This is a genomic window from Streptomyces sp. NPDC059008 (genome assembly GCF_042749045.1).
Classification (GTDB): domain Bacteria; phylum Actinomycetota; class Actinomycetes; order Streptomycetales; family Streptomycetaceae; genus Streptomyces.
The window spans coordinates 105,119-121,334 of the sequence record NZ_JBHYJC010000013.1; the positions used below are offsets into that span (position 1 = coordinate 105,119).

The window sequence follows — 16,216 nt, forward strand, 5'->3', positions numbered from 1 at the left end:
GACTTCCAGCCACCTCGGCCGCAACGACGCGGCCTCGTCAGGGAGGCAACCCCAATGAACGTTTGGACGCGTCGCGTCGTCATAGGAACCGCCGCCGTATCGATGGCGCTCTCCGTGGCCGCCTGTGGCAAGGCCGGTGACGGCGCCAAGGGCGGCGGTGGCGACAACAAGACCATCGGCCTGCTGCTGCCGGAGAACAAGACCACGCGTTACGAGACCTTCGACCGCCCGCTGATGGAGGCGAAGATCAAGGAGCTGTGCAGCGACTGCACGGTGAAGTACAACAACGCGGCGCAGGAGACCGAGACCCAGAAGAAGCAGTTCGACGCGCTGATCACCCAGGGCGTCAAGGTGATCATTCTGGACGCGGTCGACTTCAAGGCCACCAAGTCGTGGGTGAACCAGGCCGCCAAGAAGGGCGTCAAGGTCATCGCGTACGACCGGCTGGCCGAGGGCAACATCTCCGCCTACGTCTCCTACGACAACGAGAAGATCGGCCGCCTCCAGGGACAGGCGCTGGTCAAGGCTCTGGGCGACAAGGCCAAGGACAGCAATGTCGTCATGGTCAACGGTTCGCCGACCGACCCGAACATGCCGTTCTTCAAGAAGGGTGCCCACAGCGTCCTCGACAAGCAGGTCAAGAAGATCGCGTACGAGCAGGACATCCCGGACTGGTCGCCGGACGAGGCCAACCGGAAGATGGGTGCGGCCCTCGACTCGCTCGGCAAGGACGGCTTCCAGGGCGTCTACTCCGGCAACGACGGCATGGCCGGCGGCATCATCACCGCCCTCAAGCAGAAGGGCGTGAAGGTCCCGGTCGGCGGCCAGGACGCCGAGCTGGCGGGCCTGCAGCGCATCCTCAAGGGCGAGCAGGCGTTCACGATCTACAAGCAGATCAAGCCGCAGGCCGACTCCACGGCCGAGATCGCCGTCAAGCTGCTCAAGGGCGAGAAGATCGACTCCCTGACCGACGCCAAGGTCGACAGCCTCAGCGGCGAGGTCAAGGGCATCCCGGCGAAGCTCTACGACGCGCAGATCGTGACGAAGGAGAACATCGCCTCCACGATCATCAAGGACAAGGTCTACAAGGCGAGCCAGATCTGCACCGGCGACGTCAAGAAGGCCTGCGAGGCGGCCGGCATCAAGTAAGGCCACCGGCCACCGGCTGCCGGCCTCCCGGCCGCCGACCACCGGCCGTACCGGTTCCCCCGCCCGCGCCGACCTGTCCCGGGCGCGGGCGCGGGACCGTACCCGCACCACCCCCATGCCCTCGCAGAGCCCCCCCGCTCTTCGCACCATCCCCGCCGTTGTGACGGCGGCGAAGGAGATGATTCACGTGTCCGCTACGCCTGTGCTGGCGTTGCGCGGAGTCTCCAAGCGGTTCGGCGCCGTCCAAGCACTCACGGACGTCACCCTGGAGATCCACCCCGGTGAGGTGGTCGCCCTCGTAGGCGACAACGGCGCCGGCAAGTCCACCCTGGTCAAGACCATCTCCGGCGTCCACCCGGTCGACGACGGCGCCATCGAGTGGGAGGGCAACGCGGTACGCATCAACAAGCCGCACGACGCCCAGGAACTCGGCGTCGCCACCGTGTACCAGGACCTCGCGCTCTGCGACAACCTCGACGTGGTCGCCAACCTCTTCCTCGGCAACGAGACCCGCACCGCCGGTGTCCTCGACGAGATCGCCATGGAGAAGCGCGCCAAGGAGCTGCTGGACACCCTGTCCATCCGCATCCCCAGCGTCCGCATCCCCGTCGCCGCGCTCTCCGGCGGCCAGCGGCAGGTCGTCGCCATCGCCCGTGCGCTGATCGGCGACCCCAAGATCGTCATCCTCGACGAGCCCACCGCAGCCCTCGGCGTCGAGCAGACCGCGCAGGTCCTCGACCTCGTCGAGCGGCTGCGCGAGCGCGGCCTGGGCGTCATCCTCATCAGCCACAACATGGCCGATGTGCAGGCCGTCGCGGACCGGGTCGCGGTGCTGCGGCTGGGCCGCAACAACGGTGTCTTCGACGTCGAGGGCACCTCCCACGAAGAGATCATCGCCGCGATCACCGGCGCCTCGGACAACGCCGTCACCCGCCGCAAGGCGCGCACGGACCAGGTGAAGAAGGAGGTCGGGGCGTGAGTGACCTGACCAAGGAGCCGGCGGGCCAGGAGGCCGAGGCCGCGCCGCAGGAGACCGAGGCCGCCCCGGCCGCCGTCGACACCCCGCAGCCGGCCGCCGTCGACCCCCGTCTGCTCGTCCGTGAGCAGGGCATCGCCGGCTACCTCAACGACTTCAAGCGCCGGGTGCGCGGCGGTGAGCTGGGCTCGCTGCCGGTCATCATCGGCCTGATCGTCATCGCGGTCGTCTTCCAGCTCAAGAACAGCAGCTTCCTGTCCGCGGACAGCCTCGCGAACATCGGTGTCTACACCTCGGGCCTCGGCATCATGGCCGTCGGCATCGTCTTCGTGCTGCTGCTCGGCGAGATCGACCTCTCCGTCGGCTCGGTGGCCGGTGTCGGCGCGGCCGTCTGGGCCGTGCTCAGCGTCACCAACGGCGTCAACGACTGGCTCGCGGTCCTGATCGCGATCGTTGCCGGTGTGGCCATCGGCACCCTGCACGGGTTCTTTTTCGCCAAGATCGGTGTGCCGGCCTTCGTCGTCACTCTGGCCGGTTTCCTCGGCTGGAGCGGTCTGCAGATCTGGATGATGGGCAAGGAGGGCTCCATCAACACGCCGAGCGGCAGTGTGGTGGAGAGCCTCACCGGCTACTACTTCGAGGACAAGGCCGCCGCGTACGGTCTCGCGCTGGTCGCGGTCCTCGCGTACGCCGCGTCGCTCCTGCTGGACAGCAAGCGCCGCAAGGCCGCCGCACTGCCCTCCCGGCCGCTCAGCGAGGTCCTGCTGCGCACCGGCGTGGTCGCGCTGATCAGCTTCGTGGTCGCCTATGTGCTCAACGAGCCGGCCGGTGCCCGCGGTCTGCCGCTGGCCCTGGTGCTGTTCCTCGCGGTGCTGGTCATCGCCGACTTCGTGGTGCGCCGTACCACCTACGGACGGCAGATCTTCGCGGTCGGCGGCAACGCCGAGGCGGCCCGCCGGGCCGGCATCAACGTGAACAAGATCCGGATCAGCGTCTTCGCGATCTCCGGGATGCTCGCCGCCTTCGGCGGACTGTTCATCGCCAGCCTCTCCGGTGGCGCCACCAAGAACCTGGGTTCCGGCAACACCCTGATGAACGTCATCGCGGCGGCCGTCATCGGCGGCACCAGCCTCTTCGGCGGCCGCGGCAAGATCTGGTCCGCGCTGCTGGGCATGCTGGTCATCCAGTCGATCCAGCAGGGTCTGAACCTGCTGGGCATGGCCAGTGAGATCCAGTACATGATCACCGGCGCGGTGCTGCTCGCCGCGGTCGTGATCGACTCGGTTTCGCGGCGGACGCAGAAGACCGCGGGGCGCACGTAGGGCGCGGGACGTCGTCTGGCCGCGGCAGCGCTCCGGGCGCACGTAAGGCGCGGGATGTCGTCTGGCCGCGGCAGCGCTCCCGGCGCACGTAGGGCGCGGGATGTCGTCTGGCCGCGGCAGCGCTCCGGGCGCACGTAGGGCGCGGGACGTCGTCTGGCCGCGGCAGCGCTCCCGGCGCACGTAAGTCCTCCGCTCGTCACTCGGCCGAGGCAGCGTCGCCCCGGCCGCTTCGACGGCACCGGCCCCCACCGGGCATGATCCGGTGGGGGCCGGTGCCGTGTGTGTCACACCGCGCAACCGACCGGCCGAAAGCCGTCGTCACCCGAGTGACATACATCGCGAGGCCCGCGCGTCGGCGCAGCGGGGGCGACATTAGACTCATCTGATCGGCAAGCTCGATCACAGCAGCAAGCTCGAACACAGCAGCAGCAAGGAGGCAGGGGTGGCGTTGCTTTCCCGTATCAGGGGACCGCGCGATCTGGACCGACTGGGCCCGGAGCAGCTCGAGCAGCTGGCGGGGGAGATCCGTACCTTCCTTGTCGACGCGGTCTCCAAGACCGGCGGACACCTCGGCCCGAACCTCGGCGTGGTCGAGCTGACCATCGCCCTGCACCGGGTCTTCGACTCGCCCAAGGACCGGGTCCTGTTCGACACCGGGCACCAGTCCTACGTCCACAAGCTGCTCACCGGCCGTCAGGACTTCTCCCAGCTGCGGGCCAAGGGCGGGCTGTCCGGCTACCCCTCGCGCGCCGAGTCCGACCACGACGTGATCGAGAACTCGCACGCCTCCACCGTCCTGGGCTGGGCCGACGGCCTGGCCAAGGCCAATCAGGTGCGCGGCAAGGACGACCACGTCGTCGCCGTCATCGGTGACGGTGCGCTGACCGGAGGTATGGCCTGGGAGGCGCTCAACAACATCGCGGTCGCCAAGGACCGCCCGCTCGTCATCGTCGTCAACGACAACGAGCGCTCCTACGCGCCGACCATCGGCGGCCTGGCCAACCACCTCGCCACCCTGCGCACCACCGACGGCTACGAGCGCTTCCTGGCCCGCGGCAAGGACCTCCTGGAGCGCACCCCCGTCGTCGGCAAGCCGCTCTACGAGACGCTGCACGGCGCGAAGAAGGGCCTGAAGGACTTCATCGCCCCGCAGGGCATGTTCGAGGACCTGGGCCTGAAGTACGTCGGACCGATCGACGGCCATGACATGGAGGCCCTGGAGTCCGCGCTGCAGCGCGCCAAGCGCTTCGGCGGCCCGGTCATCGTGCACTGCCTCACCGAGAAGGGCCGCGGCTACAAGCCCGCCGAGCAGGACGAGGCGGACCGCTTCCACGGCATCGGGGTGATCCACCCGGACACCGGGCTGCCGGTGGCGGCGTCGGGCGCCAGCTGGACCTCCGTCTTCGGTGAGGAGATGGTCAAGCTGGGCCAGGAGCGCGACGACATCGTGGCGATCACGGCGGCCATGCTGCAGCCGGTGGGCCTGGGCAAGTTCGCCAAGGCGTTCCCGGAGCGGGTCTACGACGTGGGAATCGCCGAGCAGCACGCGGCCGTGTCGGCGGCGGGCCTGGCGACCGGCGGACTGCACCCGGTCTTCGCGGTGTACGCCACCTTCCTCAACCGCGCCTTCGACCAGGTCCTCATGGACGTCGCCCTGCACAAGTGCGGGGTCACCTTCGTCCTGGACCGGGCCGGTGTCACCGGCGACGACGGCGCCTCGCACAACGGCATGTGGGACATGTCCCTGCTCCAGGTCGTACCGGGCCTGCGGATCGCCGCGCCGCGCGACGCCGACCAGGTGCGCGCCCAGCTGCGCGAGGCCGTCGAGGTCAAGGACGCCCCGACCGTCGTGCGCTACTCCAAGGGCAAGGTCGGTCCCGCCGTCGAGGCCGTGGACCGGGTCGGCGGCATGGACGTGCTCCGTGCGCCCGACGAGAGCGTCAAGCGGCCCGACGTCCTGCTGGTCTCCGTCGGTGCGCTCGCCCCGATGTGCCTGGAGATCGCCGACCTCCTCGACAAGCAGGGCATCTCGACGACCGTCGTGGACCCGCGCTGGGTCAAGCCGGTCGACGAGGCGCTGCCGGGCCTGGCCGCCAAGCACCGCGTGGTCATCACCGTCGAGGACAACTCCCGTACGGGCGGCGTCGGTTCGGCGATCGCCCAGGCGCTGCGGGACGCCGGTGTGGACCTGCCGCTGCGCGACTTCGGCATCCCCGAGCGCTTCCTCGACCACGCCTCCCGCAAGGAGATCCTGGCGGAGATCGGGCTCACCGCTCCGGACATCGCCCGCCAGGTGACCGGCCTGGTCTCCAAGATCGACGGTCTGTCGCGGACCGATCTGGAGGACGCCGCGGCCACCGCGGACGCTCCCGACCGCGCGCAGGCCGAGGTCGCCCGCGACTGATTGCGCAGACCCTGCCGATGGGCCGGCCGGTCATCCGTACGGATGTTCCGCCCGGCCCATCGGCATACCCGCAGCCACACCCCATCGGGTGAATCACCGTCCCCTGGAGGCCCGCCAAAGCTGACTGTTTCCAGACATTGCGGAGACTCGGTCAGTTCAGGAGAGTTGCGAGGGTCGTCCAGGCGGAGGTTCGCCCATGAGCACACAGCACGGCACACCACATGATTCACGTCGACAGAGCGGTATGTTCCGGACGAAGACTGTGGAGCAGTCGATCCTGGACACCGAAGAACCGGAGCACACACTCAAGAAGTCCCTGTCGGCCCTCGATCTGACCGTCTTCGGTGTCGGCGTGGTCATCGGCACCGGCATCTTCGTCCTCACCGGAAAGATCGCCAAGGAGCAGGCCGGTCCCGCCGTCGCGCTGTCCTTCGTCGCCGCCGGCGTGGTCTGCGCGCTGGCGGCGCTGTGCTACGCGGAGTTCGCCTCCACTGTGCCGGTCGCCGGATCGGCCTACACCTTCTCCTACGCCTCACTGGGGGAGCTGCCGGCCTGGATCATCGGCTGGGACCTGATCCTGGAACTCGCGCTGGGCTGCGCGGTGGTCGCCGTCGGCTGGTCGGGCTACATCCGCTCCCTGCTGGACAGCGCAGGATGGCATCTGCCCGTCGGTCTGTCCGGCACCCACGAGGGACGGTTCGGCTTCGATCTGCTCGCCTGCGTCCTGGTGCTGGTGCTGACCGGCATTCTCGTGCTGGGGATGAAGCTGTCCTCGCGGGTGACGGCGGTGGTCGTCGGGATCAAGGTCACCGTCGTCCTGCTGGTCATCATCGCCGGTGCCTTCCTGATCAACGGCGCCAACTACGAACCGTTCGTACCGCCCAGCCAGCCCACCGAGGGCGGCGGCGGATGGGGCGCGCCGCTGGCGCAGCTGCTCTTCGGCTTCACCCCGTCCAACTTCGGCGTCATGGGCATCTTCGGCGCGGCGGCCGTGGTCTTCTTCGCGTTCATCGGCTTCGACATCGTCGCCACCGCCGCCGAGGAGACCCGCAACCCGCAGCGCGACGTACCGCGCGGCATCCTCGGCTCGCTGGCCATCTGCACGATCCTCTACGTCGCGGTGTCGGTGGTCGTCACCGGTATGCAGAAGTACAGCAGGCTGTCCACCGACGCCCCGCTCGCGGATGCCTTCAAGGACCTCGACCAGCCCTACTTCGCGGGGGTGATCAGTTTCGGCGCTGCCGTCGGTCTGACCTCGGTCTGCATGATCCTGCTGCTCGGCCAGAGCCGGGTGTTCTTCGCGATGAGCCGGGACGGGCTGCTGCCGCGGGTCTTCTCGCGGGCCCACCCCCGCTACGGCACCCCCTACCGTGCGACCATCGCGCTGGGCGTCGTCGTCGCCGTGGTCTCCGGCTTCACCTCGATCGACGAGCTGGCCGAACTGGTCAACATCGGCACGCTGTTCGCCTTCGTCGTGGTCGCCGTCGGCGTCATCCTGCTGCGCCGCTCGCGGCCGGACCTGCCCCGTTCGTTCCGCACCCCGTTCGTGCCCGTGGTGCCGCTGTTGTCGGTGGCCGCCTCGCTGTGGCTGATGCTCAATCTGCCCGCCGAGACCTGGGCGCGGTTCGCGGTCTGGATGGTGGCCGGCTTCGGCATCTACTTCCTGTACGGGCGGTCGCACAGCCGCCTCGGCATCCGCAACCGGCGGACCGAGAAGGGCTGAGACTCCGCCCCCGCCCCGGCCGCGCGCCCGTGCTCCTGTCCCTCCGCTCGCCCCGTACACCCGCAGGCCGCGGTGTACGGGGCCTTTCCGTGCGGCGGTGTCGGCCCGTACGGCGGTGCGCGCCGGACGGGGCCCACCGCCCGCCCCCGCGTCGTGGCCCGCAGCCGCGTAGCGTTCGTGTGCAGGGGGATCGTCGGCGACCGTCGGACCTGATCGGACCTGATCGGACCGGGCACAGGATGTCGGGTCCGATCAGGGCGCGGCCTCCTAACGTGCTGGACGTAGGAGAAGGAGAACCGAGGTGCTGGAGCGGCTGAACGAGGCCCTGGAACACATCGAGGCGCACCTCGATCAGCGGATCGAGGTGTCCGAGCTGGCGCGGATCGCGACGACGTCGGAGTACCACTTCCGACGGGTGTTCTCCACGCTGGCGGGGATGCCGCTGTCGGAGTACGTCCGGCGCCGGCGGCTGACCATCGCGGGGGCCGAGGTGCTCACCGGCGAGCGGACGCTGCTGGAGATCGCGGTGCGCTACGGCTACGGCTCGGGCGAGGCGTTCGCGCGAGCGTTCCGGGCCGTGCACGGGGTGGGGCCGGGCGAGGCCCGGCGCACCGGTGTCGCGCTGCGCTCCCAACCGCGGATGTCCTTCCGTCTCATCATCGAAGGCAGCAGCAGCATGCGATACCGGGTCGTGGAGAAGGAGCAGTTCCGTGTGGTCGGGAAGAAGGCCCGGGTGCCGCTCGTACACGAGGGGGCGAACCCGGCGATCGCCGACTTCATCCGGAGCATCGACCAGGAGACGGTGCGGCGCATCGGCGCGCTGTCCGATCAGGAGCCGGAGGGGATCGTCGCGGTGAGCGACGACCTCGACCCGAGCAGGGCGGAGGGAACCGAACTCGACTACTACCACGGCGTGGTGACCCGGGCGGCCGTCCCGGAGGACCTGGACGCGCTCACCGTCCCGGCGGGGACGTGGGCCGTCTTCGACGACTCCGGACCGTTCCCGCAGGCGCTCCAGCACCTGTGGCGGGACGTGTTCACGCAGTGGTTCCCGTCCAACCCGTACCAGAGCAGGCCGGGACCGGAGATCCTGCGCGTCCGCCTGTCCCCGGACGCGGCACGGGCGGACGCGGAGCTGTGGATCCCCGTGGAGCGGACCGAGGTCTGAGCGGCGGCGCGGTGGTGTCCCACCCGGGGCACGGGCTCCTCGCACCCCCGCACGGGCTCCTCGCGCCTCCGCGCCGAAACGGGCCCCTACGCCCCGCCGCGCCGCCCCCACACCGCCCGCGGGCCCGTCACCCGCGCGCCCAGCGCCCGGACGCGCTCGCGCAGCCCCCGGTCGGCGGTGACCACCAGGCAGTCCCGTCCGCCGCCCTCGTCCGCCACGAGCTGAACGATCCGGTCGTCGCCGCTGCCGGGCGACGGCACCACCCGTACGCCCTCGACCGAGGCCACCCCGCGTGCCGCGCCCTCGACGACGAGGACCATCTCCAGGGGCGGCTCGGCCAGTCCCGGCAGCCCGGCGGCGGCGAAGCCCGGCAGCGCGTCGCGCAGCCGTTCCGCCGCGCCGTGCCGGTCCCGCCACCAGCCGTCGGGCACCGAGCCGACGACATTCGCGGCATCGACAATGACCAAGGAATCCATGGCGCAACCTTGCCATGGGGCGCTCGACGGCAACGCCAAAGCGCGGGCCGGCTCCGCCGAGCCGGCCCGCGCTTTCGCGGTCAGTCGCGCACCCTTACGCGGGCACGCTCGCCACGCCCGGGGCCAGGAACTTCTTGCCGGTCACCCGCTCGGAGACGCCCTCGCGGTCCAGGTACGGCGTGATGCCGCCCAGGTGGAAGGGCCAGCCGGCGCCGGTGATCAGGCACAGGTCGATGTCCTGCGCCTCGGCGACCACGCCCTCGTCCAGCATCAGGCCGATCTCCTGTGCGACGGCGTCCAGGACGCGGTCGCGCACCTGCTCCTCCGTCAGCACCGAGTCGCCCTGCTTGAGCAGCGCGACGACCTCGGGGTCCAGCTCCGGCTTGCCGGAGTCGTAGACGTAGAAGCCGCGCTTGCCCGCCTTGACGACGGCCGCGAGGTTCGGGGAGACCGTGAAGCGGTTCGGGAAGGCGCCGTGCAGCGTCTCGGAGACGTGCAGACCGATCGCCGGGCCGACCAGCTCCAGCAGCACCAGCGGAGACATCGGCAGACCGAGCGGCTCGATGGCCTTCTCGGCGACCTCGACCGGGGTGCCCTCGTCGATGACGTTCTGGATCTCGCCCATGAAGCGGGTCAGGATGCGGTTCACGACGAACGCCGGGGCGTCCTTGACGAGCACCGCGGTCTTCTTCAGCTTCTTGGCGACACCGAAGGCGGTGGCCAGCGAGGCGTCGTCGGTCTTCTCGCCGCGCACGATCTCCAGCAGCGGGAGGATCGCGACCGGGTTGAAGAAGTGGAAGCCGACGACCCGCTCGGGGTGCTTGAGCTTCGACGCCATCTCGGTCACCGACAGCGAGGAGGTGTTGGTGGCGAGGATCGCGTGCGCCGGAGCCACGGCCTCGACCTCGGCGAACACCTGCTGCTTGACGCCGATCTCCTCGAAGACGGCCTCGATGATGAAGTCCGCGTCGGAGAAGCCCTCGGCCTTGTCCAGCACACCGGTCACCAGGGCCTTGAGACGGTTGGCCTTGTCCTGGTTGATCCGGCCCTTGCCGAGCAGCTTGTCGATCTCGGCGTGGACGTAGCCCACACCCTTGTCGACCCGCTCCTGGTCGATGTCGGTCAGCACGACCGGCACCTCCAGGCGGCGCAGGAAGAGCAGGGCCAGCTGAGAGGCCATCAGACCGGCGCCGACGACACCGACCTTGGTGACCGGACGGGCCAGGCTCTTGTCCGGCGCGCCGGCGGGGCGCTTGGCGCGCTTCTGCACCAGGTTGAACGAGTAGATGCCGGCGCGGAGTTCGCCGCCCATCATCAGGTCGGCGAGCGCCACGTCCTCGGCGTCGAACCCGGCCTGCAGGTCACCGCTCTTGGCCGCGGCGATGATGTCCAGCGCGCGGTAGGCGGCCGGCGCGGCGCCGTGCACCTTGCCGTCGGCGATGAACTTGCCGCGCTCGACGGCCTGGTCCCAGGCCGCACCGCGGTCGATCTCGGCGCGCTCGACCGTCACGTCGCCCTTGAGGACGTTCGCGGTCCAGATCAGCGACTGCTCCAGGAAGTCCGCGCCCTCGAAGATCGCGTCGGCGATACCGAGGTCGAAGACCTGCTGGCCCTTGAGCTGCTTGTTCTGGTTGAGCGAGTTCTCGATGATGACCGAGACGGCCTTGTCGGCGCCGATCAGGTTCGGCAGCAGCGCACAGCCGCCCCAGCCCGGGACCAGGCCCAGGAAGACCTCGGGGAGGGAGAAGGCCGGCAGGGCCTTGGAGACGGTGCGGTACGAGCAGTGCAGACCGACCTCGACGCCACCGCCCATGGCGGCGCCGTTGTAGTAGGCGAAGGTCGGCACGGCGAGCCCGGACAGGCGCTTGAAGACATCGTGGCCGCCCTTGCCGATGGCCAGCGCGTCCCCGTGCTTCGTCAGCAGCTCGATGCCCTTGAGGTCGGCGCCGACGGCGAAGATGAACGGCTTGCCGGTGAGGCCCACGCCGACGATGTCGCCGTCCGCGGCCTCCTTCTCGACCTGGTCGAGCGCGGCGTTGAGGTTCGCCAGCGAGCCCGGGCCGAAGGTGGTCGGCTTGGTGTGGTCGAAGCCGTTGTCCAGCGTGATGAGCGCGAAGCGCCCGGCGCCGAACGGCAGGTCGAGGTGGCGTACGTGCGCGGACGTGACGACCTCGTCGGGGAACAGCTCGGCCGCGCCCTTCAGCAGCTCGGCGGTGGTGGTGGTGCTCACTTGCTGCCTCCGGCGGACTCGAAGTGCGGGTTCTCCCAGATGACGGTGGCGCCCATGCCGAAGCCGACGCACATCGTGGTCAGGCCGTAGCGGACCTGCGGCTGCTCCTCGAACTGGCGGGCCAGCTGCGTCATCAGCCGGACGCCGGAGGAGGCCAGCGGGTGGCCGAAGGCGATGGCGCCGCCGTACTGGTTGACGCGCGCGTCGTCGTCGGCGATGCCGTAGTGGTCGAGGAAGGCGAGCACCTGCACGGCGAACGCCTCGTTGATCTCGAACAGGCCGATGTCACCGATGCCCAGGCCCGCCTTGGCGAGCGCCTTCTCGGTGGCCGGGATCGGGCCGTAGCCCATGACCTCCGGCTCCACGCCCGCGAAGGCGTAGGAGACCAGGCGCATCTTGACCGGGAGGTTGTTCTCCCGGGCGAAGTCCTCGGAGGCGATGATCGAGGCGGTGGCGCCGTCGTTGAGACCGGCGGCGTTACCGGCGGTGACGCGGCCGTGCGTACGGAACGGCGTCTTCAGACCGGAGAGGTTCTCCAGGGTGGTCCCCGGGCGCATCGGCTCGTCGGTGGTCACCAGACCCCAGCCGGTCTCGCCGACCTCGGAGTTGGTGTTGCGTACCGAGATCGGGACCAGGTCCTGCTGGATCTTCCCGTTCGCGTACGCCTTCGCCGCCTTCTCCTGCGAGCGCACGGCGTACTCGTCGGCGCGCAGCTTGGTGATCTGCGGGTAGCGGTCGTGGAGGTTCTCCGCGGTCATGCCCATGAACAGCGCGGACTCGTCGACCAGCTTCTCGCTGACGAACCGCGGGTTGGGGTCGACGCCCTCGCCCATCGGGTGGCGTCCCATGTGCTCGACACCGCCCGCGATGACGGCGTCGTACGCGCCGAAGGCGATGGAGCCGGCGGTGGTCGTGACGGCGGTCAGCGCACCGGCGCACATACGGTCGATGGAGTAGCCGGGCACGGACTGCGGGAGGCCCGCGAGGATGCCGGCGGTGCGGCCCAGGGTCAGGCCCTGGTCGCCGATCTGCGTGGTGGCGGCGATCGCGACTTCGTCGATCTTCGCGGGGTCCAGGTCCGGGTTGCGGCGCAGCAGCTCCCGGATGGCCTTCACGACGAGATCGTCGGCGCGGGTCTCGTGGTAGATGCCCTTCGGGCCCGCCTTGCCGAACGGGGTGCGGACGCCGTCGACGAAGACGACGTCCCTAGCGGTACGAGGCACGTTGGCTCTCCTCCAGGTGCGGGGTGGCACTGCTGCGTGGCGCCCCCAGGGACGCTTCACACCGACATGCTACTTACGGGTAACCAAGCTGCACACCCCCATCGGCCGGAGCGGCGAAGGTCACACCGGATGGAGGCGGAGGGGGCTGGGCGGCGGCCCGGCGGTGGAGGGGGTGCGTGGCCGGGCGGCGGCCCGGCGGGCACGGGCGGCGTGCGGCTGGGCGGCGGGCCGCAGGGAGGCGCGTCCGGGCGCCGGGAAAGGGGCCGAATGGTGTCCGGCGGTGGCGGAATTCCACCCGTCGGCACCCCAGATGTCCGCAGGGTGGCGAAATGGGGTGGTGTGGCGGTGCGGACCGCCCCGGCAAGGGACGCGCATCGGGACCGCGAGCGCTCGGGGAACTCCGGTGGCGGTGCCGGTAGGGGAGGCGGGGAGCGGCGGCCTTCGGCGGTGACGAAGGCGCGGTCGCGGCGGTCCCCGGTCGGGGGACCGCCGCACGCGTCAGCCGGCGGCCGGGTCCGCCAGCAGCGCCTCGGTCAGGAGCGGCGCGACCTGTTCGATCTGCCAGGGGCGGGCGCCGTGGCCCTCGAGGGCCTGGGCGACCGACTCGTGGGTCGGCTCGGCCGGCGGCTCCCAGCACAGCCGGCGCACCGTGTCCGGCGTGATGAGGTTCTCCTGCGGGAGGTTCAGCCGCTCGGCCAGGGCGGTGACCCCGGCGCGGGCGGCCGACAGGCGGGCCGCGGCGACCGGGTCCTTGTCGGCCCAGGAGCGGGGCGGCGGCGGCCCGTTGAGCGGCTGGCCGGGCTGCGGCAGCTCGCTCTCCGGGAGGGCGCGGGCGCGGTCGACGGCGGCCTGCCACTGCTCCAGCTGCCGGCGGCCCATGCGGTGGCCGAAGCCCGACAGCCCCGCCAGTGCGTGGCTGTTCGGCGGCAGGTGCAGCGCCGCCTCCACGATCGCGGCGTCGCCGAGCACCTTGCCCGGCGACACGTCGCGCCGCTGGGCGACCTGGTCACGGGCCGTCCACAGCTCCCGTACGACGGCCATCTGGCGGCGCCGGCGGACCTTGTGCATGCCGGACGTGCGGCGCCAGGGGTCCTTGCGGGGCGGCGGCGGGGGAGCGGCGGCGATCGCCGCGAACTCCTGCCGGGCCCACTCCATCTTCCCCTGCCGGGTCAGCTCCTCCTCCAGCGCGTCGCGCAGGTCCACCAGCAGCTCGACGTCGAGCGCGGCGTAGCGCAGCCAGGGCTCGGGCAGCGGGCGGGTGGACCAGTCGACGGCGGAGTGGCCCTTCTCCAGGGCGTAGCCGAGGACGTTCTCGACCATCGCGCCCAGGCCGACCCGGGCGAAGCCGGCCAGCCGCCCGGCCAGCTCCGTGTCGAACAGCCGGGAGGGGACCATCCCTATGTCACGCAGGCACGGCAGGTCCTGGGTGGCGGCGTGCAGCACCCACTCGGCGTCGCCGATCGCCTCGCCCAGAGCCGACAGGTCGGGGCAGCCGACCGGGTCGATCAGTACGCTGCCGGCGCCCTCGCGGCGCAGCTGGACGAGGTAGGCGCGCTGGCCGTAGCGGTAGCCCGAGGCGCGCTCGGCGTCGACGGCCACCGGTCCGGTACCGGCCGCGAAGGCGGCCACCACCTCGGCGAGCGCCTCGGGTGTGGCGGTCACCGGGGGGATGCCCTCGCGGGGCTCCAGGAGAGGGACCGGCGCCGGTCGGGAATCCGGAGGCGAGTCTCCGGGTGCTCGCAGTGTCGTGTCTGCTGCGGTCTTTTGGGCGTCGGTCACCAGTCAAGGGTATCTGTGTATGCACGTCGCCCGTCGAGGGAACGTTCCCTCGACGGGCGAGCCGGTCGTGTAAAGGGTCAGTGGATGATGCCGGTGCGCAGCGCGACCGCCACCATTCCGGCTCGGTCGCCCGTGCCGAGCTTGCGGGCGATCCGGGCGAGGTGGCTCTTGACGGTCAGCGCCGACAGCCCCATGGAGACGCCGATGGCCTTGTTGGACTGGCCCTCCGCCACCAGCCGCAACACCTCGACCTCGCGGCCCGACAGCTCGCGGTAGCCGCCGGGATGTCCCGGGGCGCCCGGTGGGCGGCGCTGCATACGGGCCGCGTTGGCGCCGATCGGAGAGGTGCCCGGACGGCCGGGAATGCCCAGGTTGGTACGGGTACCCGTGACGACATAGCCCTTGACGCCGCCGGCCAGGGCGTTGCGTACGGCGCCGATGTCGTCGGCCGCGGAGAGCGCGAGCCCGTTGGGCCAGCCGGCCGCCCGGGTCTCGGACAGCAGCGTGAGGCCGGAGCCGTCGGGAAGGTGGACGTCGGCAACGCAGATGTCGCGCGGGTTGCCGACGCGGGGACGGGCCTCCGCGATGGACGACGCCTCGATCACGTCACGTACTCCGAGGGCCCACAGGTGGCGGGTGACGGTGGAGCGGACGCGAGGGTCGGCCACGACGACCATGGCCGTCGGCTTGTTCGGGCGGTAGGCGACCAGGCTCGAAGGTTGCTCGAGGAGAACAGACACCGGGCCTCCTGGGGGAGTGGCGGGGACGGAAGCCGGCTTGGGGGAGCCGGAATGATCCGTGTTTGAAGGGTCACTGACCTCTTCGGCAGCAATCCGGCGGGACTTTAGACTTTGATCACGATTTAGTTAGGGGCAATTCGGGCAAATCGGATGGATGATCGATCAGGTGTGGGCACGGAGTGCATACCGAGATGATCAGAGCCGTGCGCGAACGTGATCAAGGTGGGCGCGGCGCGGCGCCCTCTTGACTGCGTGGCAAGGCTGTGGATACGCGGCGGACCGCTCAGCGCGGCTGTGCGCCGCGGCGCTGCGGCAGCGGGACGACCCCGCCGCGCGGCGCCAGGTCGAGCGCGGCCGGCGGCAGCCCCGCGACCTGGCACAGCAGATCGCACCACGCCGCCAGATGCGCCGCCATGTCCGGCACCCCGCCGGGGCCCTCGGCCGGCGTCCAGGACGCCCGGATCTCGATCTGGGTCGCCGGCTCGCGCGCGGCGAGCCCGCCGAAGTAGTACGACCCGGCCCGGGTCACCGTGCCGCTCGGCGCGCCGTAGGACACCCCGCGCGCCTCCAGCGCACCCGTCAGCCACGACCAGGACACCTCCGGCAGCAGCGGATCGGCGCCCATCTCCGGCTCCAGCTCCGCCCGTGCCAGCGTCACCACGCGGAAGGCGCCCTGCCAGGCGTCGTCCCCGGCCGGGTTGTGCAGCAGCACCAGCCGCCCGTCCGCCAGGTCCTTGTCCTCGCTGCCCGGTCCCGAGCCGTGCTCGACGACCGCCGCCTCCAGCGCGTACGCGAACGGGGCGAGCCGTTTGGGGGCGGGCGTCGGGTCGATCTCGATCTCCGGCCGCAGTCGGGCCGCGCGAAGCGCCTCGACCGCCTGACGGAAGGGGATCGGGGCCTCGTCCGCGCTGTCCGCGAGGTGTTCGTGAGCCGCAGCCATGCCCGGAAGATTAGGCGGAACCGAGCCCGTATACGCGGAGGACACCCGGTTCGCGCGTCGCCCATTCGGAGGCCCCCAGGGGCGCA

Annotated in this window: 12 protein-coding genes; 6 read left to right on the forward strand and 6 right to left on the reverse strand. The window is 70.7% G+C overall.

The genetic code is table 11. The features are described 5' to 3' along the window. Positions 1 to 54 precede the first annotated feature (54 nt). The 6 genes from ACFWZH_RS18165 to ACFWZH_RS18190 all read left to right on the forward strand — a co-directional run bounded on the left by ACFWZH_RS18165 (position 55) and on the right by ACFWZH_RS18190 (position 8,742). Positions 55 to 1,149 carry a substrate-binding domain-containing protein gene (locus ACFWZH_RS18165; RefSeq protein WP_384431493.1) on the forward strand — a complete coding sequence of 365 codons (1,095 nt, stop codon included), beginning with the start codon at positions 55 to 57 and terminating at the stop codon, positions 1,147 to 1,149. Between the two features lie 178 nt (positions 1,150 to 1,327). Next, complete coding sequence (locus ACFWZH_RS18170) at positions 1,328 to 2,128, forward strand: ATP-binding cassette domain-containing protein (RefSeq protein WP_384431495.1); 801 nt, start codon at positions 1,328 to 1,330, stop codon at positions 2,126 to 2,128. Further along, on the forward strand, positions 2,125 to 3,447 hold the full coding sequence (locus tag ACFWZH_RS18175; RefSeq protein WP_384431498.1) for a sugar ABC transporter permease: 1,323 nt from the start codon (positions 2,125 to 2,127) through the stop codon (positions 3,445 to 3,447). Before ACFWZH_RS18170 ends, ACFWZH_RS18175 begins: the two co-directional genes overlap by 4 nt. Before the next feature lie 442 nt (positions 3,448 to 3,889). Further along, a complete protein-coding gene (gene dxs / locus ACFWZH_RS18180; RefSeq protein WP_384431501.1) occupies positions 3,890 to 5,851 on the forward strand; it encodes a 1-deoxy-D-xylulose-5-phosphate synthase in 1,962 nt (653 codons plus the stop codon). Positions 5,852 to 6,095: 244 nt separating this feature from the next. Next, entirely contained in the window at positions 6,096 to 7,574 is a 1,479-nt protein-coding gene (locus ACFWZH_RS18185) for an amino acid permease (protein WP_384431504.1), read from the forward strand. A gap of 301 nt (positions 7,575 to 7,875) precedes the next feature. Then, positions 7,876 to 8,742, forward strand: coding sequence for a GyrI-like domain-containing protein (locus ACFWZH_RS18190; RefSeq protein WP_384431507.1), 867 nt, complete (start codon positions 7,876 to 7,878; stop codon positions 8,740 to 8,742). Between the two features lie 86 nt (positions 8,743 to 8,828). On the opposite strand, the gene ACFWZH_RS18195 is transcribed toward ACFWZH_RS18190, so the two are convergent. The 6 genes from ACFWZH_RS18195 to ACFWZH_RS18220 all read right to left on the reverse strand — a co-directional run bounded on the left by ACFWZH_RS18195 (position 8,829) and on the right by ACFWZH_RS18220 (position 16,130). Beyond that, the gene (locus tag ACFWZH_RS18195; protein ID WP_384431509.1) at positions 8,829 to 9,218 is read right to left on the reverse strand and encodes an NTP pyrophosphohydrolase; all 390 of its coding nucleotides are present in this window, start codon (positions 9,216 to 9,218) and stop codon (positions 8,829 to 8,831) included. A gap of 94 nt (positions 9,219 to 9,312) precedes the next feature. Next, positions 9,313 to 11,448 carry a 3-hydroxyacyl-CoA dehydrogenase NAD-binding domain-containing protein gene (locus ACFWZH_RS18200; protein ID WP_384431512.1) on the reverse strand — a complete coding sequence of 712 codons (2,136 nt, stop codon included), beginning with the start codon at positions 11,446 to 11,448 and terminating at the stop codon, positions 9,313 to 9,315. Then, positions 11,445 to 12,671 (reverse strand): thiolase family protein, encoded by a 1,227-nt coding sequence (locus ACFWZH_RS18205; protein ID WP_384431515.1) that lies wholly within the window; start codon positions 12,669 to 12,671, stop codon positions 11,445 to 11,447. The genes ACFWZH_RS18200 and ACFWZH_RS18205 overlap by 4 nt, the downstream gene beginning before the upstream one ends. A gap of 498 nt (positions 12,672 to 13,169) precedes the next feature. Then, the gene (locus ACFWZH_RS18210; RefSeq protein ID WP_384431518.1) at positions 13,170 to 14,450 is read right to left on the reverse strand and encodes an HRDC domain-containing protein; all 1,281 of its coding nucleotides are present in this window, start codon (positions 14,448 to 14,450) and stop codon (positions 13,170 to 13,172) included. A 77-nt stretch (positions 14,451 to 14,527) separates the two neighbouring features. After that, positions 14,528 to 15,190, reverse strand: coding sequence for a response regulator transcription factor (locus tag ACFWZH_RS18215; RefSeq protein WP_006602452.1), 663 nt, complete (start codon positions 15,188 to 15,190; stop codon positions 14,528 to 14,530). A gap of 283 nt (positions 15,191 to 15,473) precedes the next feature. Then, the gene (locus ACFWZH_RS18220) at positions 15,474 to 16,130 is read right to left on the reverse strand and encodes a DUF3000 domain-containing protein (RefSeq protein ID WP_384431521.1); all 657 of its coding nucleotides are present in this window, start codon (positions 16,128 to 16,130) and stop codon (positions 15,474 to 15,476) included. Between the last annotated feature and the right edge of the window lie 86 nt (positions 16,131 to 16,216).